20 protein-coding genes and 2 tRNA genes are annotated in these 17,959 nt (G+C 63.2%); 10 read left to right on the forward strand and 12 right to left on the reverse strand.

Features of this window, described 5'->3' with window-relative positions; genetic code table 11:
* Positions 1-87: 87 nt before the first annotated feature.
* A tRNA-Asp gene (locus VC352_RS05440) sits at positions 88-164 on the reverse strand.
* A 15-nt stretch (positions 165-179) separates the two neighbouring features.
* Positions 180-255: transfer RNA gene (locus tag VC352_RS05445), tRNA-Val, on the reverse strand.
* A gap of 255 nt (positions 256-510) precedes the next feature.
* Between VC352_RS05445 and rdgC the strand changes: the two genes are divergently transcribed.
* Positions 511-1,431: a recombination-associated protein RdgC gene (gene rdgC / locus VC352_RS05450; protein ID WP_322978565.1), complete on the forward strand. Its 921-nt coding sequence runs from the start codon at positions 511-513 to the stop codon at positions 1,429-1,431.
* 69 nt (positions 1,432-1,500) lie between these two features.
* Here the strand turns inward: rdgC and arfB are convergent, their stop codons facing one another.
* A complete protein-coding gene (gene arfB, locus VC352_RS05455; protein ID WP_322978566.1) occupies positions 1,501-1,914 on the reverse strand; it encodes an alternative ribosome rescue aminoacyl-tRNA hydrolase ArfB in 414 nt (137 codons plus the stop codon).
* A gap of 114 nt (positions 1,915-2,028) precedes the next feature.
* Here arfB and VC352_RS05460 point away from each other — a divergent pair, with 114 nt between their 5' ends.
* Positions 2,029-3,093: a metal-dependent hydrolase gene (locus tag VC352_RS05460; RefSeq protein ID WP_322978567.1), complete on the forward strand. Its 1,065-nt coding sequence runs from the start codon at positions 2,029-2,031 to the stop codon at positions 3,091-3,093.
* Between the two features lie 36 nt (positions 3,094-3,129).
* The gene (locus tag VC352_RS05465) at positions 3,130-4,965 is read left to right on the forward strand and encodes an ABC transporter ATP-binding protein (RefSeq protein WP_322978568.1); all 1,836 of its coding nucleotides are present in this window, start codon (positions 3,130-3,132) and stop codon (positions 4,963-4,965) included.
* Positions 4,966-5,032: 67 nt separating this feature from the next.
* Here VC352_RS05465 and VC352_RS05470 read toward each other — a convergent pair whose 3' ends face one another.
* Positions 5,033-6,358: a DEAD/DEAH box helicase gene (locus tag VC352_RS05470; RefSeq protein WP_322978569.1), complete on the reverse strand. Its 1,326-nt coding sequence runs from the start codon at positions 6,356-6,358 to the stop codon at positions 5,033-5,035.
* Between the two features lie 187 nt (positions 6,359-6,545).
* Here VC352_RS05470 and VC352_RS05475 point away from each other — a divergent pair, with 187 nt between their 5' ends.
* On the forward strand, positions 6,546-6,956 hold the full coding sequence (locus tag VC352_RS05475) for an anti-virulence regulator CigR family protein (RefSeq protein WP_322978570.1): 411 nt from the start codon (positions 6,546-6,548) through the stop codon (positions 6,954-6,956).
* Positions 6,957-7,040: 84 nt separating this feature from the next.
* Positions 7,041-7,619, forward strand: coding sequence for a dihydrofolate reductase family protein (locus VC352_RS05480; RefSeq protein ID WP_322978571.1), 579 nt, complete (start codon positions 7,041-7,043; stop codon positions 7,617-7,619).
* Here the strand turns inward: VC352_RS05480 and rarD are convergent, their stop codons facing one another.
* The 4 genes from rarD to VC352_RS05500 all read right to left on the reverse strand — a co-directional run bounded on the left by rarD (position 7,620) and on the right by VC352_RS05500 (position 10,625).
* Positions 7,620-8,510, reverse strand: a complete 891-nt coding sequence (rarD, locus tag VC352_RS05485) for an EamA family transporter RarD (protein ID WP_322978572.1) — start codon at positions 8,508-8,510, stop codon at positions 7,620-7,622.
* Positions 8,510-9,370: a carboxylate/amino acid/amine transporter gene (locus VC352_RS05490; RefSeq protein ID WP_322978573.1), complete on the reverse strand. Its 861-nt coding sequence runs from the start codon at positions 9,368-9,370 to the stop codon at positions 8,510-8,512. The genes rarD and VC352_RS05490 overlap by 1 nt, the downstream gene beginning before the upstream one ends.
* 202 nt (positions 9,371-9,572) lie before the next feature.
* Positions 9,573-10,172: an FMN-dependent NADH-azoreductase gene (locus VC352_RS05495; RefSeq protein WP_322978574.1), complete on the reverse strand. Its 600-nt coding sequence runs from the start codon at positions 10,170-10,172 to the stop codon at positions 9,573-9,575.
* Between the two features lie 135 nt (positions 10,173-10,307).
* Positions 10,308-10,625 (reverse strand): 3-phosphoglycerate kinase, encoded by a 318-nt coding sequence (locus VC352_RS05500; RefSeq protein ID WP_322978575.1) that lies wholly within the window; start codon positions 10,623-10,625, stop codon positions 10,308-10,310.
* Between the two features lie 74 nt (positions 10,626-10,699).
* On the opposite strand from VC352_RS05500, the gene VC352_RS05505 reads away from it, so the two are divergent.
* The 3 genes from VC352_RS05505 to VC352_RS05515 are packed head-to-tail and all read left to right on the forward strand — an operon-like array spanning position 10,700 to position 13,003.
* Positions 10,700-11,626: a LysR family transcriptional regulator gene (locus VC352_RS05505; protein WP_322978576.1), complete on the forward strand. Its 927-nt coding sequence runs from the start codon at positions 10,700-10,702 to the stop codon at positions 11,624-11,626.
* Between the two features lie 10 nt (positions 11,627-11,636).
* Positions 11,637-12,443 (forward strand): alpha/beta hydrolase, encoded by an 807-nt coding sequence (locus VC352_RS05510; protein WP_322978577.1) that lies wholly within the window; start codon positions 11,637-11,639, stop codon positions 12,441-12,443.
* A 5-nt stretch (positions 12,444-12,448) separates the two neighbouring features.
* Positions 12,449-13,003 (forward strand): peptidylprolyl isomerase, encoded by a 555-nt coding sequence (locus VC352_RS05515; protein ID WP_322978578.1) that lies wholly within the window; start codon positions 12,449-12,451, stop codon positions 13,001-13,003.
* Between the two features lie 132 nt (positions 13,004-13,135).
* Here VC352_RS05515 and fpr read toward each other — a convergent pair whose 3' ends face one another.
* A complete protein-coding gene (fpr, locus tag VC352_RS05520; RefSeq protein WP_322978579.1) occupies positions 13,136-13,915 on the reverse strand; it encodes a ferredoxin-NADP reductase in 780 nt (259 codons plus the stop codon).
* Positions 13,916-14,031: 116 nt separating this feature from the next.
* Between fpr and VC352_RS05525 the strand changes: the two genes are divergently transcribed.
* On the forward strand, positions 14,032-14,958 hold the full coding sequence (locus VC352_RS05525; protein WP_322978580.1) for a LysR family transcriptional regulator: 927 nt from the start codon (positions 14,032-14,034) through the stop codon (positions 14,956-14,958).
* Positions 14,959-14,961: 3 nt separating this feature from the next.
* On the opposite strand, the gene VC352_RS05530 is transcribed toward VC352_RS05525, so the two are convergent.
* Positions 14,962-15,327 (reverse strand): diacylglycerol kinase, encoded by a 366-nt coding sequence (locus tag VC352_RS05530; protein ID WP_322978581.1) that lies wholly within the window; start codon positions 15,325-15,327, stop codon positions 14,962-14,964.
* A 173-nt stretch (positions 15,328-15,500) separates the two neighbouring features.
* Positions 15,501-16,151: a response regulator transcription factor ErdR gene (gene erdR, locus VC352_RS05535; RefSeq protein ID WP_322978582.1), complete on the reverse strand. Its 651-nt coding sequence runs from the start codon at positions 16,149-16,151 to the stop codon at positions 15,501-15,503.
* Between the two features lie 191 nt (positions 16,152-16,342).
* On the opposite strand from erdR, the gene VC352_RS05540 reads away from it, so the two are divergent.
* Positions 16,343-17,263 (forward strand): DMT family transporter, encoded by a 921-nt coding sequence (locus VC352_RS05540; RefSeq protein ID WP_322978583.1) that lies wholly within the window; start codon positions 16,343-16,345, stop codon positions 17,261-17,263.
* Here VC352_RS05540 and VC352_RS05545 read toward each other — a convergent pair.
* Positions 17,223-17,957, reverse strand: coding sequence for a tRNA-uridine aminocarboxypropyltransferase (locus VC352_RS05545; RefSeq protein WP_322978584.1), 735 nt, complete (start codon positions 17,955-17,957; stop codon positions 17,223-17,225). The genes VC352_RS05540 and VC352_RS05545 overlap by 41 nt on opposite strands.
* Between the last annotated feature and the right edge of the window lie 2 nt (positions 17,958-17,959).

Consider the following 17,959-nt stretch of genomic DNA (forward strand, 5'->3'; position numbering starts at 1 on the left):
CATAAGTTCAGGCAAACAAAGGATTTTTTGAAAATTCAGGCGAACGCTGAAGGATTGTCACAGGAGGGGATGAAGCGAGGAAAAGAATGGCGCAGCGGACGGGACTCGAACCCGCGACCCCCGGCGTGACAGGCCGGTATTCTAACCGACTGAACTACCGCTGCGCGTAACTGCGAGATTGGTGGGTGGTGACGGGATCGAACCGCCGACCCTCTGCTTGTAAGGCAGATGCTCTCCCGGCTGAGCTAACCACCCCATTCACTCTCGAAGTGGGGCGCATTCTAGAGAGCGTTCACGACCTTGGCAAGCCCCGATGTGAAAAAAATTTATCGAAGTAGCAAGAACTTAGCGCAGCCTGGGGAATTTTCCGGGCGGCTGCTTGCCAATGGTTGGCCTGAACGCCGAGGCCGACAATAATGCACGCTTCGCATCGGCAGCCTGGCTGCCGCGTTCGCCGTCGCGCCGCCTCGCCGGTCTGCGCCCCTTACGCCAATGGAGAGTCATCCGCACATGTGGTTCCGTAACCTGCTGGTCTATCGCCTTACCCAGGACATCCCTTTCGACGCCGACGCACTGGAGGCTGCTTTGTCGAGCAAGCCGGCACGTCCCTGCGCCAGCCAGGAGTTGACCACCTACGGTTTCACCGCGCCCTTCGGCAAAGGTGCCGATGCACCGCTGGTGCACGTCAGCGGCGACTTCCTGCTGATCGGTGCGCGTAAGGAGGAACGTATCCTGCCCGGTTCGGTGGTGCGTGATGCGCTGAAGGAGAAGGTCGACGAGATCGAGAACACGCAGATGCGCAAGGTCTACAAGAAGGAGCGCGACCAGATCAAGGACGAGATCGTCCAGGCCTTCCTGCCGCGCGCCTTCATTCGCAAATCCGGCACCTTCGCCGCCATCGCGCCAAAACAGGGCCTGATCCTGGTCGACAGCGCCAGCGCCAAGAAGGCCGAAGACCTGCTTTCCACCCTGCGCGAGGCCATTGGTTCGCTGCCGGTACGCCCGCTGTCGGTGAAGATCGCCCCGACCGCCACCCTCACCGACTGGCTGAAGAACCAGAGCGCGGCCGAGGGTTTCTTCGTTCTGGATGAATGCGAGCTGCGCGACACCCATGAAGATGGCGGCGTGGTGCGTTGCAAGCGCCAGGATCTGACCAGCGAGGAAATCCAGCTGCACCTCTCCACTGGCAAGCAGGTCACCCAGCTGTCGCTGGCCTGGCAGGACAAGCTGTCCTTCGTACTCGACGACAAACTGACCATCAAGCGCCTGCGTTTCGAAGACGTGCTGCAGGAGCAGGCCGAGCAGGATGGCGGTGATGACGCCCTGGCCCAGCAGGACGCCAGCTTCATCCTGATGATGATGACCCTGGTGGAGTTCCTGCCCGAGCTGTTCACCGCCCTGGGCGGCGAAGAGATTCCGCAAGGCATCTGACCCCTCCCCCGGTGGATCGCTGCAAGGCGATCCACCGGGCTGCATCCCCCTAGCGATTGAGCTGACGATTCAGTAATCGACCCGGCCACGCCCGGCCTTGATCGTCCCGCGCTTGCTCTTGCCGTCCAGACGGCGTGTCTGCGAGCCCCGCGTGGGCTTGGTCGGACGGCGTTTCTTCTCGGTCTTGGCCACGTTGCGGATCAGTTCCGCGAGGCGCTCCAGGGCATCGGCACGATTCTGCTCCTGAGTGCGGAACTGCTGCGCCTTGATGATTACCACCCCCTCTGCGGTGATGCGCGAATCGCTCGCAGCCAGCAAACGCTCCTTGTAGAACGGCGGCAACGACGAGGCCTGGCTGTCGAAGCGCAGGTGCACGGCGCTGGAGACCTTGTTGACGTTCTGTCCGCCGGCGCCCTGGGCGCGGATGGCAGTCAGTTCGATCTCATCGAGCGGAAGATGGACAGCGTTGGAGATGATCAGCATGGGAGATGGCCTGGCTCGTGCGATGCCTACTGTAACCTTTGCTTGAAATTTCGCTACGGCAGCGGCGGCTCGGCTCCGCTAACGTAGCCACCTCGTCATTCACGGATCGACTCAATGGACTCGATTACCCAGGCCGTTCTTGGCGCCACCATCCAGGGCGCACTGCTCGGCCGCTGGCAGGGGCGCAAGGCCCTACTGTACGGTGCCATGCTCGCCACCCTGCCCGACCTTGATGTCGTCATCGACTATGGCGATGCGGTCGCCGACATGACCTATCACCGTGGTTTCAGCCACTCGTTGTTCGTCCTCAGCGGCCTGGCCCTGCTGCTGACATGGCTGGCGCGGCGTTATCGACCGCACCCCGGCTATTCGAGCCAGCGTCTGTTATTGACCCTGTGGCTGGTGCTGATCACCCACCCGCTGCTGGATGCCTTCACCAGCTACGGCACCCAACTGTTCTGGCCGCTGATGCCCACCCCCACGGCCTGGTCGAGCATCTTCATCATCGACCCGCTGTATACGCTGCCGCTGATCGTCGCCGTGCTGGTCGGACTGAGCGGTGGCCTGCGCGAGCGTTACACCCGCGTACCCGCCATCGCCCTGGCGCTGTCCACGCTTTATCTGGGCAGCACGCTGGCAGGCAAGTATATGGCCGAGCAACGTGTCGAGCGTGAGCTGGCACGCCAGGGCATCCAAGCCGAGCGCTTGTTCGTCACGCCCACGCCCTTCAACAGCCTGCTATGGCGCGTCATCGTGCTCGACGGCGAGCATTACTACGAGGCGCTGACTGGCTGGTTCGACAGCGCGCCACCGCAACTGCAGCGTCTGCCGCTAGGCACCGAACTGCGCCCGGCGCTGGCGGATGCACCGATGCACCAACGCCTGGCCTGGTTCACCGGCGGCATGCTGCGCTACGACCAGATCGACGGTCGCCTGATCGTCACCGACCTGCGCCTGGGCATGACCGGTTATCACCCTTTCCGCTTCGACTTCGCTCATTGGCAAGAGGGGCGCTGGCAGGTCAATCAACACATCGATCGTCTGCCCTTCGCCCGTGGCGAGCCCGAACAACTGCTGCTGTTGTTGCGGCGCATCTGGCAACCACAGACCGAAGTGCCACTACTGGCCTGGGCCAGCGAACTGAAGAGAACCCTGCCAGCTGAGACCGGTTCGCGTTAGGATCGGCCTTCGCTTTCCGGGCAGGATGCCGCTCTCATGTTGTTTCGCCGCTTCGAGTCGTTGATCGACGTATTCACACCCAGCCCCGATGTTGCACCACCGTCGGGGCTGCTGCGTTTCTACGCTCACTATCTGAAACAGGTGTGGCCGCTGATGCTGGCCATGCTGGTCGTCGGCTTCCTGGCCGCCTTGATCGAAGTCGCCCTGTTCGCCTTCCTCGGCCAGTTGATCGACATGGCCCAGGCCAGCCAGGACGCCAACAGTTTCTTCACCGAACACCAGGGCGAACTGCTGTGGATGCTGCTGGTGGCGCTAATCCTCCGCCCGGTGGTGTTCGGCCTGCACAACCTTCTGGCGCATCAGGCGATCAATCCGGGCCTGAGCAACCTGATCCGTTGGCAGAACCATCGCTACGTGCTCAAGCAGAGCCTGAGCTTCTTCCAGAACGACTTCGCCGGCCGTGTCGCCCAGCGCGTGATGCAGACCGGCCCATCGCTGCGCGAGTCGGCCATGCAGGTGATCGACGCGCTGTGGCATGTAGTGGTGTATGCCGGCAGCGCGCTGTACCTGTTCGCCGCCGCCGACCTGCGCCTGGTGCTGCCGCTGGCGCTGTGGATCATCGGTTACAGCGCAGCGCTGTGGTACTTCGTACCGCGCATCAAGGCGCGCTCGGCAGCGGCGTCCGCGGCACGCTCTAAGGTCATGGGGCGAGTGGTCGATGGCTACAGCAACATCGCCACGCTCAAGCTGTTCGCCCACTCACAGGAAGAAGAAAGCTACGCCCGCGAAGCCATGCAGGAGCTGCTGCACAAGTTCCGTCTGCAGTCGCGCACCATCACGGCGCTGGACTTTCTCATCACCTGCATGAACGGCGTGCTGATCGTCGGCACCGGCGCCCTGGCGCTGTGGCTGTGGAGCCAGGCATTGATCAGCACGGGCGCCATCGCCCTGGCGCTGGGCCTGGTGATCCGCATCAACAACATGTCCGAATGGATCATGTGGGTGGTCAACGGCATCTTCGAGAACGTCGGCACCGTGCAGGATGGCATGCAGACCATCGTCCAGCCGCGCCAGGTGCTCGACCGCGACGACGCCAGACCGATTCAGGTCGGGCGCGGCGGCGTGCGCTTCGAGGACATCCACTTCCACTACGGCAAGCGCGGCGGCGTTATCGCCGGCCTCGACCTGGCCATCCGCCCAGGCGAGAAAATCGGCCTGGTCGGGCCTTCCGGCGCCGGCAAGTCGACCCTGGTCAACCTGCTGCTGCGCCTGTACGACCTGGAAAGTGGACGCATCCTGATCGACGATCAGGACATTGCCTCGGTGACCCAGGAAAGCCTGCGTGCACAGATCGGCGTGGTGACCCAGGATACCGCCCTGCTGCACCGCTCGATCCGCGACAACCTACGCTACGGCAAGCCCGACGCCAGCGACGAGCAGCTCTGGGACGCCGTGCGCAAGGCACGCGCCGATACCTTCATCCCCACGCTGGACGACAGCCAGGGCGGCCTCGGCATGGATGCCCAGGTCGGTGAGCGTGGGGTCAAGCTGTCTGGCGGCCAGCGCCAACGTATCGCCATCGCCCGCGTGCTGCTCAAGGACGCGCCGATCCTGGTGCTCGACGAAGCCACCTCGGCGCTGGATTCGGAAGTGGAAGCCGCCATCCAGGAAAGTCTGGACAGCCTGATGGAAGGCAAGACGGTGATCGCTATCGCCCACCGCCTGTCGACCATCGCCCGGATGGATCGCCTGGTGGTGATCGACCAGGGCCAGATCATCGAAACCGGCAGCCACGCCGAACTGCTCGCCCACGGCGGCCTGTATGCACGCCTGTGGCAGCACCAGACCGGTGGTTTCGTCGGGGTCGACTAAGTGTAGGGCGGGTGCAACCCGCCAACTCCTGCCGGCGGGTTACACCCGCCCTACACTGACAGCCGTGTTACTCCGCAGCCGGCTTCTTGCGCTTGAGCGGCGCGCTGCCGTCGGCGCTGACCAGGCCTGATGGTTTGCCAGCCGGGCGCGGGCCAGTCTTGCGCTTGGGTGCGGCGGCCTTCTTCGGGTCTTTCTTGTCGGTCTTTTTCTTCTTGCTGCCGGCGGCCTTGCCCGAAGCCTTGAGGTTCTTCGGCCCCTGGTAGGCGCCCTTGAGTTCCTTGATGCTGCGACGCTCGAAACGCTGCTTGAGGTAGCGCTCGATGCTCGACATCAGGTTCCAGTCGGTGTGGCAGATCAGCGACACCGCCAGGCCTTCGCCACCGGCGCGGCCGGTACGGCCGATGCGGTGCACGTATTCATCACCGGAACGCGGCATGTCGAAGTTGATCACCAGATCCAGACCGTCGACATCCAGACCACGAGCGGCCACGTCGGTGGCCACCAGCACCCGCACCGCCCCCTGGCGCAGGCGCTCGATGGCCAGCTTGCGATCCTTCTGATCCTTCTCGCCATGCAGCACGAAAGCCTTGCCCCCGGCCGCCACCAGCTTGCCGTACAGGCGGTCGGCCTGTACCCGGGTGTTGGTGAAGACGATGGCCTTGTCATAGGTTTCATTGGCCAGCAACCAGTCAACGAGCTGTTCCTTGTGATGGTTGTGGTCGGCCGTGATGATCTGCTGACGCGTGCCCTCGTTGAGCTGGCTGACGCTGTTGAGCATCAGGTGCTGCGGCTCCTTGAGCACCTTGGCGATCATCTCGCGCAGGCCATTGCCACCGGTGGTGGCGGAGAACAGCAGGGTCTGGTGCGGCCCACAGGCCTCGGCCAGGCGCTGGGCGTCCTCGGCGAAGCCCATGTCGAGCATGCGGTCGGCCTCGTCGAACACCAGCACTTCGACCTCATCGAGCGGCAGGTTGCCGGCATTGGCATGCTCGATCAGACGGCCCGGTGTGCCGATCAGAATATCGATCTTGCGCATCATCGCCGCTTGCACCTTGAAGTCTTCGCCACCGGTGACCAGCCCGGCCTTGAGGAAGGTGAACTGGGCAAAACGCTCGACTTCCTTGAACGTCTGCTGCGCCAGTTCGCGGGTCGGCAGCAGGATCAGTGCACGAATGCTCAGGCGCTGGCGAGAGTTGCCATCACCGAGCAGGCGGTTGAGCAATGGTAGGACGAAGGCAGCGGTCTTGCCGCTGCCGGTCTGGGCGATCACGCGCAGATCCTTGCCCGCCATAGCCAAAGGAATGGCGGCCGCCTGCACGGGCGTCGGCTCGACGAAGTTAAGCTCGGCCACGGCTTTGAGCAGGCGTTCATGCAGGGCGAATTGGGCAAACACAGGGGCACTACCTCGAAGGATCGACAAAACGGTGCATAGCCTAACGGTTTCCGGCGCCCGGGCCGAATTTCTTTGCAGGAAGAACCCATCGGCGCCCCATGAATCCATTCGGAAAATGTGCAGTCACCACTGGAACCGGCGCTCGCGCTAGCCTATCTATCAAGCATCCTCACAAAGGAACACTGCCATGCCCAACAACCGTGCCTCTCTTTGCCTCGGCCTCAGCCTGCTCCTCGCCGCTTCACCTCTGCTGGCCAGTCCGCCACCAGGCAAGGGCAACAACAAACACGGCGGCGGCCAGGATCAGGTTCAGATCGACATGCGCGGCCCCAGTATCGATATCGGCCAGGTTCGCATCGTCCTGGGGGAGAATCGCCAACTGATCGCCCCTAGCGCTCCCCTGCCCCCAGGCATCGCCAAGAATCTGGCTCGAGGCAAACCGCTACCGCCCGGCATCGCCAAGCGCTTCGACAGCCGTCTGGCGAGCCGTCTACCTTATTACGAGGGCTATGAGTGGAAGCAGGTCGGCACCGACGTGGTGCTGGTGGCCGTGGCTACGGGCATCGTCTACGAGATTCTGCGCAACGTGCTGGACTGACTCAACCGACCAGTGGCATCGGGCGCAACGAACTTGCCTTGCGCGCAACACTCCAATATTCGTATTGCCTGCCGTGGAGGCATCATGAGCCCGTCCCTGATCTACCATGTGACGTCCAGTCTCGATGGCTATATCGCCCGCCCAGACGGCCGCCTCGACTGGTTCGATGCCGAGCGCCAGGCAGACGAGGAATACAGCTTTCAATACTTCTATACCGGTATCGACTCATTGCTGATGGGTCGCATGACCTATGAGGCATTATTGGCCAAAGGTGGCACCTGGCCCTACCCCGGAAAGCCCTGCGTGGTGCTGACCCGCTCCGAGCTACCACGCGCCTCGAGCGACATCCAACTGACCCACTGCACGCCCGCACAGGCGATCGCCGCCCTGCGCGAAGCCGGTTTTCAGCGTACCTGGCTGGTCGGCGGCGGCTCCCTGGCCGGCACCTGTTATGCCGCAGGCCTGATCGACGAGATAGTGATCAACCTGGCGCCCCACCTGCTCGGCGCCGGCATCAGGCTGTTCGCCACCGGACTCGAGCGCAGTCTGCAACTCAGTGACCAGCGCCGCTTCAACAACGGCACGCTGCAACTGCATTACCGGGTGCTGAACCAGCAGGCGGCAGCCCTGCCCCTCCCGGCATCCCACCACAACGCGGCCTGATCAGCGCCCGCGCTGCTTGTGCAGCAGCCTCGCACTGTCCCAACCGACCAGCAGCACGGCCAGCCAGATCGGCAGATAGGTCAGCCATTGTGCAGCATCGAAGCTCTCACCCAGCACCAGCAACGCTACAGCGAACAGCAGCACCGGCTCGACATAGCTGAGAATGCCGAACAGCCCCATCGGTAACAGCCGGCTCGACGCCATCATCGAAGCGAAGGCCAATGTGCCGATCAGCGCCATGCCTGGCACCAGCCACCAGAGCTGCGGCTTGTTGGCGAAAGCGCCGACCGGCCCGTAGGCGATGATCAGCCAGATGGCCAGCGGCGCCAGAATCAGCATCTCCAGCACGAAGCCGGACAGCGCATCCAGGCGCATCCAGCGGCGCAGCATCATGTATGGCGGGTAGCCCAGCGCGGTGATCAGCGTCAGCCAGGAGAACGCCTGGGTGCGCCAGAGTTCGTGTAGCACGCCAAGAATCGCGCAGGTCACGGCCAGGCTCTGCAACGGGCGCAGACGTTCGCCGTAGAACAGCCGACCGGTCAGTACCAGCGCCAGCGGCAGCAGGAAGTAGCCCATGGACACTTCCAGCATGCGCCCGGCCAATGGCGCCCAGAGAAACAGCCCCCACTGCACGCCAATCAGTGCTGCTGCCAGCGGGCAGGCCGCAAGCAGCAGCGGTTCGCGGCGCAGACGGCCGAAAGTCTCGCGCAGCAACGCGGTCTGCCGGGTCAGCAGCACCAGCAACAAGACCAACGGAATCGACCAGAGCACACGCTGGGCGAATACCTGTACGCCATCGAGTGGCGCCAGCCATTGCACATAGCCGGGCATCACCGCAAACAGCACGGAGGCGCCGACCGACAGCGCCACACCGCGTCCGGACAGGAGCATCAGGCTGCCCCCTGCCTGCGACCGATGCGCACCAGCGGCAGGGACGCCGCGATCACAGCGCCGCCCAGAGCCAGACGCAGCAAATCGGCATCGTGATTCCAGATCAGCAGATTGACCAGCAGGCCGGCAGGCACCAGCGCATTGTTCATCACCGCCAGGGTGCCGCCATCGACCAGGCTGGCGCCCTTGTTCCACCAGTACAACCCGAGCCCCGAGGCCATCACCCCCAGCCAGCCGAGCACGCCCCACTGCAGGGGCGTAGCCGGCATGCGCTCGGCATTACCCAGGAGCAGGAAGGCCGGCAAGGCGATCAGCACGGCGCCCAGATAGAAGAAGCCAAAACGCCGGTACTGCGGCTCGTCACTGGGATGGCGCAGCAGCAGGTGCTTGTACAGCACCTGGCCGGCGGCGAAGGTGAAATTGGCCAGTTGCAACAGCAGGAAACCGAACAGGAAGCCACTGCTGATGCCGTCGTAACGGATGATGGCCGCGCCCGCAACGGCCACGGCAGCCGCGACCAGCGCCCAGGGATTGAAGCGCCGATTGAGGGCGTCCTCGATCAACGTCACATGCAGCGGCGTGAGGATGGTGAACAGCAACACCTCCGGCACACTGAGCACCGAGAAGCTCAGGTACAGGCAGACGTAGGTGATGCCGAACTGCAGCGCCCCAATCAGCAGCATGCCGCGCACGAAGGCTGGAGCCTGTCCGCGCCAGCGCGTCAGCGGCACGAACAACAGACCGGCGATGACGATGCGCGTGAGCACGGCGAAATAGCTGTCGACCCGACCGGCCAGATATTCGCCGATCAAGCTGAAGGAGAACGCCCACAGCAGGGTCACTATCAACAGGTATCGCACGGCCACCTCCGGAAGAAGGCGGCGACCTTAGCGCGTTCCCCAGAGCCGGACAATCCACAGTTGAGAGCAGAATCGAGCGAACAGCGTATCGGCTGTCACGCCCTTGCTCAGCGGTAGCTGAGCGCCACATAAAAAACCGGCCATCCCATGGGGATGGCCGGTGCAATCGCCCACAGGGGCGCACAGGAGAGTGAAGACGGAATCAGGCCAATTCGGCCAGCTTGGCCTTGGCCTGGGCCAGGCCCTTTTCCACGAACTCGCCGCCCATGTTCATGCCTTCGGCATGGATGAACTGCACGTCGTGAATGCCGATGAAGGCCAGCGCCTGACGCAGGTAGGGTTCCTGGTGATCCAGCGCGCTACCGGCATAGATGCCGCCACGCGCGGTCAGCACGATGGCGCGCTTGCCGGTCAGCAGACCTTGCGGGCCGGTTTCGGTGTACTTGAAGGTGACACCGGCACGCAGCACATGGTCGAGCCAGGCTTTCAGCGTGCTGGGGATGGCGAAGTTGTACATCGGCGCGGCCAGTACCAGCACGTCGGCCGCCAGCAGTTCCTCGGTCAGCTCGTTGGAGCGCGCCAGGGCGGTCTTCTCCGCGTCGCTCTGTTGCTCGGCCGGAGTCATCCAGCCACCCAGCAGAGTCAGATCCAGGTGCGGCAGCGGATTGGCAGCGACATCGCGTACCTGAATCTGATCAGCCGGGTTGGCGGCTTTCCAGTTGGCGATGAATTGCTGGGTCAGCTCGCGGGACACCGAGCCTTGTTGACGGGCACTGCTTTCGATAACCAGAACGCGGGACATGAGGAAGACTCCATCGAAGTGTATGTGTGTCGATGGAGCACAGGTTATTCCCACCCTTATCGATGAAAAAGCGCAAATATCCGCTTACATATATCGATGAAGTTGATTTGTCGAAAAGGCAGCGCTAGCCTCTGATCACTTGGGATTGCAGGTGAGGTCGATGCGTAGACGAATCACGCTGCGGGTGAACTTGGCCGTCATGTTGTTGCTGGCCCCAGCCTGCAAAGACGTACGGCGGGTACGCGGTGCCTCTGGCCCATTACGAAATACCGCCGTGCATTCAGCGTCTTTCTGCCCATAGTTGTAGAGCATCAGCCCCGCCATGTTGTGGTCGATATCCTGGGTGGTGGCAGATACTTCGGCGCCATTGAGCTGTTTCTCCAGCTCGATCGGGTAGGCATGGGCGCCAAGCGGCAGGCAGGCCAGCAACAGCAGACAGCTTGTTCTTTTCATAGGGTGCTCTCCGTTGGGAAGCGCCAGTTTAGGTCGATAGCGCCGGCGATGACAGCCGGCAGCAGGATGATGTGATGAAAGCTCCTCGCGTAACCCTGGATCAATGGCGCACGCTGCAGGCCGTGGTGGATCAGGGCGGCTTCGCCCAGGCTGCCGAAGTGCTGCACCGCTCGCAATCCTCGGTCAGCTATACCGTGGCACGCATGCAGGAACAGCTGGGCGTGCCGTTGCTGCGCATCGACGGACGCAAGGCCGTGCTCACCGAGGCTGGCGACGTGCTGCTGCGCCGCTCGCGGCAACTGGTCAAACAGGCCAGCCAGCTGGAAGATCTGGCCCATCACATGGAGCAGGGCTGGGAAGCCGAAGTCCGCCTGGTGGTCGATGCCGCCTACCCCACCGCCAATCTCGTGCGCGCCCTGTCGGCTTTCATGCCGCAGAGCCGCGGTTGCCGAGTACGCCTGCGCGAGGAGGTGCTGTCCGGGGTCGAGGAAGTGCTGCTCGAAGGCACCGCCGATCTGGCCATCAGTGCGCTGAACATCACCGGCCATCTGGGCCTGGAATTGAGCGAGGTGGAATTCGTCGCCGTGGCGCACCCGGAGCACCCCTTGCACCGTATGCAGCGCGAGCTGAGCTTCCAGGATCTGGAAGGCCAGATGCAGGTGGTGACCCGCGACAGCGGCCGCCTGCAACCGCGCGATGCCGGCTGGCTCGGCGCGGAGCAGCGCTGGACGGTCGGAAGCCTGCCGACCGCACGCACCTTCGTCAGCAGCGGCCTGGGCTTCGCCTGGCTACCGCGCCACCTGATCGCCCGCGAATTGCAGGAAGGCCTGCTCAAACCCTTGCCGCTGGCTCAGGGTGGCATCCGCAAGCCACGCTTCTTCCTCTACAGCAACAAGGATCGTGTACTCGGCCCGGCTACGCAGATCCTCATCGAACTGATCAAGAACTTCGACTGCGCGCCCCTCGACATGCCCTTCGCCGCACCGCAGTCGCCCAACTGAGACACAGGCCATGCCCTACTTCGACAACGACGGCTGTCAGTTGCACTACGAGGACTACGGGCACGGCACGCCGGTGCTGCTGATCCACGGCCTGGGTTCCAGCACGCTGGACTGGGAGTTCCAGATTCCCGTGCTGAGCGCGCAGTACCGCGTGCTGGCGCTGGATGTACGTGGCCATGGTCGCTCCGACAAGCCGCGCGGGCGCTACCGCATGGTCGATTTTGCCGATGATGTCGCCGCGCTGATCGAACACCTGCAACTGCCGCCGGTGCACCTGGTAGGCATCTCCATGGGCGGCATGATCGGCTTCCAGCTCGGGGTCGACCAACCCCATCTGCTGCGCAGCCTGACCATCGTCAACAGCGCTCCGGAAGTGAAGGCACGCAACCTGCGCGAACGCCTGGAGATTGCCAAGCGCTGGCTGCTGGCGCGCCTGCTGCCGCTGGAAACCCTGGCCAAGGCCCTGGGCAAACTGCTGTTCCCCCGGCCCGAACAGGCCGAGCTGCGGCACAAGGTGGAACAGCGTTGGCCGCGCAACGACAAGCGCGCCTACCTGGCCAGCCTCGACGCCATCATCGGCTGGGGCGTGCGGGAACGCCTGCGGCGCATCCTCTGTCCTACGCTGGTCATCAGCGCCGACCGTGACTACACGTCGGTCGAGGCCAAACAGGCCTATGTGACGGAGCTCCCCGACGCGCGCCTGCAAGTGATCGACAATTCACGACACGCCACACCACTGGATCAACCCCAACGCTTCAACACCGCCCTGCTCGACTTCTTCGCCGAAGTCGACGGCACTGCCAACAAGGAAAGATAACCATCATGCTCAAGCAACTCGCATTCGCTGCCTGCACCCTGCTGCTGTCCTCCAGCCTGCTGGCGGCGGAAAATCCCAGGGTGCTGCTGACCACCAGCCTCGGGCAAATCGAAGTGGAACTGGCTGCCGACAAGGCGCCGATCAGCACGCAGAATTTCCTCAAGTATGTCGACAGCGGCTTCTACAACGGCACCCAATTCCACCGCGTGATTCCCGGCTTCATGATCCAGGGCGGCGGCTTCGATGCCGATATGCGCCAGAAGGACACCGACGCACCGATCAAGAACGAGGCCGACAACGGCCTGCACAACGTGCGCGGTACCCTGGCCATGGCCCGGACTCAGGCACGCGACTCGGCCACCAGCCAGTTCTTCATCAACCACAAGGACAACGCCTTCCTCGACCACGGCTCGCGCGACTTCGGCTACGCCGTGTTCGGCAAGGTCACGCGCGGCATGGACGTGGTCGACAAGATCGCCCAGGTGCCCACCGGCAACCGTGGCATGCACCAGAACGTGCCGCGCGAGCCGGTGCTGATCATCGATGCCAAGCGTCTGTAAAGCCATACCGTGTAGGAGCGAATTCATTCGCGATGGATAGAGCGCCAGCCAGCCCCTTTCGCAAATAAATTCGCTCCTACAAGAACGACCAAGCCGCCCATCGGGCGGCTTGGTCGTTCAACAGAGCAGCGTTTACTTCTCGACGAAGGCGCGCTCGATCAGGTAGTCGCCCGGCTCACGCATGCGCGGGGAAATCTTCAGACCGAAGCTGTCGAGCACTTCACTGGTCTCGTCGAGCATGCTCGGGCTGCCGCAGATCATGGCGCGGTCGTCCTGCGGGTTGATCGGTGGCAGGCCGATGTCGGCGAACAGCTTGCCGCTGCGCATCAGGTCGGTCAGACGGCCCTGATTCTCGAACGGCTCACGGGTCACGGTCGGGTAGTAGATCAGTTTCTCTTTCAGCGCCTCGCCGAAGAACTCGTTCTGCGGCAGGTGCTCGGTGATGAACTCACGGTAGGCCACTTCGTTCACGTAACGCACGCCGTGTACCAGGATCACTTTCTCGAAGCGCTCGTAGGTTTCCGGATCCTGGATCACGCTCATGAACGGCGCCAGGCCAGTGCCGGTGCTGAGCAGGTAGAGGTGCTTGCCGGGATTGAGGTCGTCGAGTACCAGCGTGCCGGTGGGCTTCTTGCTGATGATGATCTCGTCGCCTTCCTTGAGGTGCTGCAGCTGCGAGGTCAGCGGGCCGTCCGGCACCTTGATGCTGAAGAACTCCAGATGCTCTTCCCAGTTCGGGCTGGCAATGGAGTAGGCGCGCATCAGCGGGCGGCCGTTTTCCTGCTGCAGGCCGATCATCACGAACTGACCATTCTCGAAGCGCAGACCCGGATCACGGGTGCACTTGAAGCTGAACAGGGTGTCGTTCCAGTGGTGGACGCTGAGCACACGCTCGACGTTCATATTGCTCATGATGATGTTTTCCTCGAGAAACACGGCGCCAAGAAGCGCGATTGCGCGGCATTCTATTCGCGGCAACAATATCTGTTAAGTGGATTATCAAGATATAGGTTATCGGTTATATCGATATGCGATTTACCCTCAGACAACTTCAGGTATTCGTCGCCGTGGCGCAGCATGAGAGCGTTTCCCGCGCCGCGCAATCGCTCGCATTGTCGCAGTCGGCCACCAGTACCTCGCTGACCGAACTGGAGCGCCAGTCCGATTGCCAGCTGTTCGACCGAGCCGGCAAGCGTCTGGCCCTCAACGCCTTGGGCAGTCAACTATTGCCCCAGGCGGTAGCGCTGCTCGACCAGGCCAGGGAGATCGAGCGCCTACTGGGCGGCAAGAGTGGTTTCGGCTCACTCAACGTCGGCGCCACGCTAACGGTGGGCAACTACCTGGCCACCCTGCTGATTGGCAGCTTCATGCAGAACCATCCAGAGTGCCGAGTAAAACTGCAGGTGCACAACACCGCCCACGTGGTGCAGCAGGTCGCCCACTACGAACTGGATCTGGGCCTGATCGAAGGCGATTGCCAGCACCCGGACATCGAGGTCGAACCCTGGGTGGAGGACGAGTTGGTAGTGTTCTGCGCGCCGCAGCACCCGCTGGCCCAACGCGGCAGTGCCAGCCTGGAAGAACTCACCCACGAGGCCTGGATTCTCCGCGAGCAGGGCTCCGGTACACGCCTGACCTTCGACCAGGCCATGCGTCACCACCCGCGCTCACTGAATATCCGCCTGGAACTGGAACACACCGAGGCGATCAAGCGCGCCGTGGAATCCGGCCTGGGCATCGGCTGCATCTCGCGCCTGGCCCTGCGCGACGCCATCCGTCGCGGCAGCCTGGTGGCGGTGGAAACCCCGGAGCTGGATCTACGCAGGCAGTTCTACTTCATCCGCCACCGGCAGAAGTACCAGACCGCCGCCATGCGCGAGTTCCTCGAACAATGTCGCGCCCTCACTTCCGGCGTCAGCCGTAGCGACCAGATCGTCTTGCCGCCGATCGTCTAAACCTCAGCTCAGAAGAATCATCGCCCAGACCGTCGCGATCATGCCCAGCGCCACGAACTGTGCAGCGCTGCCCATATCCTTGGCGTTCTTCGACAGCGGATGGCGTTCAAGGGAAATACGGTCGATGGCCGCCTCAATGGCAGAGTTGAGCAACTCGACGATCAGTGCCAGCAGGCATACGGCAACCATCAGTGCTCGCTCACCACGACTGACATCGAGCACGAAGGCCGAGGGAATCAGCACCAGGTTGAGCAGTACCAGTTGACGAAACGCGGCTTCACCGACGAAAGCCGCACGCAGGCCATCGAGCGAATAGCTGGCAGCGTTGAGAATGCGCTTGAGGCCGGTCTGGCCCTTGAATGGCGACATGCGCCTCACCTTTACAGGAAACGGCGCGCAGCTTACTGCATCCGCTGCGCAAGAGCCTATATGCAAGATCGCGAGCTAGAGGGATGCAAGGCGAAAGCAAGTGAGGCTGCGGAGCTTACTGGCTGCGCAAGCCGAACTGGCTTTCAACGCAGCAGCAGATCGTCGATAGGCTCTCACTGCGCAGGGATTGACTCCATCTGCTGCAACAACAACGCCGCCTGGGTGCGAGTGCGTACGCCCAGCTTGCGGAAGATCGCCGTGACATGCGCCTTGACGGTAGCTTCGGACACGTTCAACTCATAGGCGATCTGCTTGTTCAGCAAACCTTCGCAGACCATGGTCAGCACGCGGAACTGCTGAGGCGTGAGACTCGCCAAGCCGGCACTGGCCGCTTTGGCCTCCGCGGAAACAGGAGCGCTCTCCTCGGCCAGTGGCGGCCACCAGGTATCACCGTCGAGCACCTGACGCACAGCTTCCTGCAGGGTTTCCAGCGGGCTGGACTTGGGGATGAAGCCACTGGCACCGAACTCGCGAGAACGGGCGATCACCGACGCCTCTTCCTGCGCGGAGATCATCACCACCGGGATCTGCGGATACTGCCCGCGAAGCAGCACCAGACCCGAGAAACCGTAGGCTCCCGGCATGTTGAGGTCGAGTAGTACCAGATCCCAGTCGCCTTTCTCGGCCAGACGGCCTTCAAGCTCGGCGATGCTGGCCGCTTCGACCAGGCGAACATCGGGCCCCAGCCCTAGAGTCAGCGCCTGGTGCAAGGCGCTGCGAAACAGCGGGTGATCATCGGCAATCAGGATTTCGTAAGCGGCCATTGGCAGATCCTGTTCTTTTTATGAGCGGCGCCCTAGACAGCGCCCTTGTCGCCCCTTGCTCAGCGTAGCGCATCCGGCACTACGATTCCCCTCGCGGAGCGAAAACGGCGCCCAGCATGCCGAGACGTGGAAGGGTGGTCAAGCACCACGCTTTGCGGCAGGATGCGCGCCTTTGTGCCAGGAACCCGTCCATGCGAAGCCAAGCCGTGCGTGCCGATCTATTGATGCTGCTCACCGCGCTGATCTGGGGCAGTGCCTTCGTCGCACAGCGCCTGGGCATGGACAATGTCGGCCCCTTCCTCTACACCGGGCTGCGCTTCGCCTTGGCCAGCCTCGCCCTGCTGCCGGTACTGGCGCTGTTGCAGCGAGGCAACCGACAGGTAGCAGAGCCGTGCAATCGCAGCCTGCTACTCGGCGGCGTGGCCATGGGCGTGGTGCTCGCACTCGGCATCAACCTGCAGCAGGTCGGCCTGCTGTTCACCAGCGTGACCAACTCCGGCTTCATCACCGGGCTGTACGTGATCGTGGTGCCGATTCTCGGCTTGTTCATCGGCCAGCGCAGTGGCCTGGGCATCTGGTTGGGCGCCAGCCTGGCGGTGATCGGCATGTTCCTGCTCAGCGTCGGCGATGGCTTCAGCGTAGCGCCCGGCGACTGGCTGCAGCTGACCGGTGCCTTCGTCTGGGGCGTGCATGTGCTGCTGGTCGGCTTCTTCGCCAGCCGTCACGATCCGCTGCGCCTGGCGCTGATCCAGTTCGTCACCTGCGCCGTGATCAGCCTGCTACTGGCCTCGATCTTCGAAACCGCGACGCTGAGCGGCGTGATCGAAGCCGCACCGGCGATTCTCTACGGCGGCCTGCTGGGCGTGGCGGTCGGCTTTACCCTGCAGGTGGTGGCGCAGCAGCATGCCATCGCCTCGCACGCGGCGATCATCCTGTCGCTGGAGGCGGTATTCGCTGCCATCGCTGGCGCCTTGCTGCTGGACGAGGTGCTGGCATTGCGCGGCTATCTGGGTTGCGCGCTGATGTTCGCCGGCATGCTGATCGCGCAACTATGGCCGAAGCCCGTCGTGATCAGCGATACGCCAGCAGACGCTGGTGCAGCGCGTCGTTGAGATCCAGCGGCAGGCGCCGCTTGGCGGCAAGGTAGTGGTGACTGAACGCATCCAGATAATCGTCCAGCGCAGCACTGGCCTGGGTATCGCCCGCCAGCTCCAGGCATAACGCCGCGACCTCGGCGGTGCATAGATGATCGCCTCGCGTGGAACGACGCAGGCGATAGCGCGACAGTTGTTCCGGCTTGAAGCTGAGTACTGGCAAGGCGTCCAGGTAAGGGCTCTTGCGAAACATCTTGCGTGCCTCGGTCCAGGTTGCATCGAGCAACACGAACAGCGGCCGCTTGCCCGGCGCCACGCTGACCTCCTCGACCACCCGCTCCTCACCGGCATATTCCCCCGGGAAGACCAGATAAGGCTGCCACTGCGGCTCGGCCAGCAACGCCGGTAGCGCCGGATCCACCTCGGTACGCGCCCAACCGAAGGCATGCGTATCGGGCACCACATCGGCGATCAACCAGCCAGTGTTGCTTGGCTTGAGCGCCTCGATGTCATGCATGACCAGGCACATGCCAGCATCTGCCGCGACCTGCGGGCGCCATGCGCACAGGCAGTACGCTGGCTGAATGCGGCAGGCCGGGCAGCGCTCGGCACGTGAGCCACGCGCGATGAAGGGTTTCAGGCTGCGCGCCAGGCGCTCGGCACGCAAGCGGGCAACGGCATGCAGGGAATCGGGGATGGCTTGGGGAGTCATGA

It is taken from the genome of Pseudomonas sp. C11 (assembly GCF_034683865.1).
Taxonomy (GTDB): domain Bacteria; phylum Pseudomonadota; class Gammaproteobacteria; order Pseudomonadales; family Pseudomonadaceae; genus Aquipseudomonas.

Bases quoted from the DNA above. Each gene is read 5' to 3' on its own strand.
- VC352_RS05515 (WP_322978578.1), top strand. From the start codon at position 12,449: ATGCTCAAGCAACTCGCATTCGCTGCCTGCACCCTGCTGCTGTCCTCC.
- rdgC (WP_322978565.1), top strand. From the start codon at position 511: ATGTGGTTCCGTAACCTGCTGGTCTATCGCCTTACCCAGGACATCCCT.
- VC352_RS05495 (WP_322978574.1), bottom strand. From the start codon at position 10,172: ATGTCCCGCGTTCTGGTTATCGAAAGCAGTGCCCGTCAACAAGGCTCG.
- VC352_RS05540 (WP_322978583.1), top strand. From the start codon at position 16,343: ATGCGAAGCCAAGCCGTGCGTGCCGATCTATTGATGCTGCTCACCGCG.
- arfB (WP_322978566.1), bottom strand. From the start codon at position 1,914: ATGCTGATCATCTCCAACGCTGTCCATCTTCCGCTCGATGAGATCGAA.
- fpr (WP_322978579.1), bottom strand. From the start codon at position 13,915: ATGAGCAATATGAACGTCGAGCGTGTGCTCAGCGTCCACCACTGGAAC.
- VC352_RS05510 (WP_322978577.1), top strand. From the start codon at position 11,637: ATGCCCTACTTCGACAACGACGGCTGTCAGTTGCACTACGAGGACTAC.
- VC352_RS05505 (WP_322978576.1), top strand. From the start codon at position 10,700: ATGAAAGCTCCTCGCGTAACCCTGGATCAATGGCGCACGCTGCAGGCC.
- VC352_RS05525 (WP_322978580.1), top strand. From the start codon at position 14,032: ATGCGATTTACCCTCAGACAACTTCAGGTATTCGTCGCCGTGGCGCAG.
- erdR (WP_322978582.1), bottom strand. From the start codon at position 16,151: ATGGCCGCTTACGAAATCCTGATTGCCGATGATCACCCGCTGTTTCGC.
- rarD (WP_322978572.1), bottom strand. From the start codon at position 8,510: ATGCTCCTGTCCGGACGCGGTGTGGCGCTGTCGGTCGGCGCCTCCGTG.
- VC352_RS05465 (WP_322978568.1), top strand. From the start codon at position 3,130: ATGTTGTTTCGCCGCTTCGAGTCGTTGATCGACGTATTCACACCCAGC.
- VC352_RS05530 (WP_322978581.1), bottom strand. From the start codon at position 15,327: ATGTCGCCATTCAAGGGCCAGACCGGCCTCAAGCGCATTCTCAACGCT.
- VC352_RS05500 (WP_322978575.1), bottom strand. From the start codon at position 10,625: ATGAAAAGAACAAGCTGTCTGCTGTTGCTGGCCTGCCTGCCGCTTGGC.
- VC352_RS05480 (WP_322978571.1), top strand. From the start codon at position 7,041: ATGAGCCCGTCCCTGATCTACCATGTGACGTCCAGTCTCGATGGCTAT.
- VC352_RS05475 (WP_322978570.1), top strand. From the start codon at position 6,546: ATGCCCAACAACCGTGCCTCTCTTTGCCTCGGCCTCAGCCTGCTCCTC.
- VC352_RS05460 (WP_322978567.1), top strand. From the start codon at position 2,029: ATGGACTCGATTACCCAGGCCGTTCTTGGCGCCACCATCCAGGGCGCA.
- VC352_RS05545 (WP_322978584.1), bottom strand. From the start codon at position 17,957: ATGACTCCCCAAGCCATCCCCGATTCCCTGCATGCCGTTGCCCGCTTG.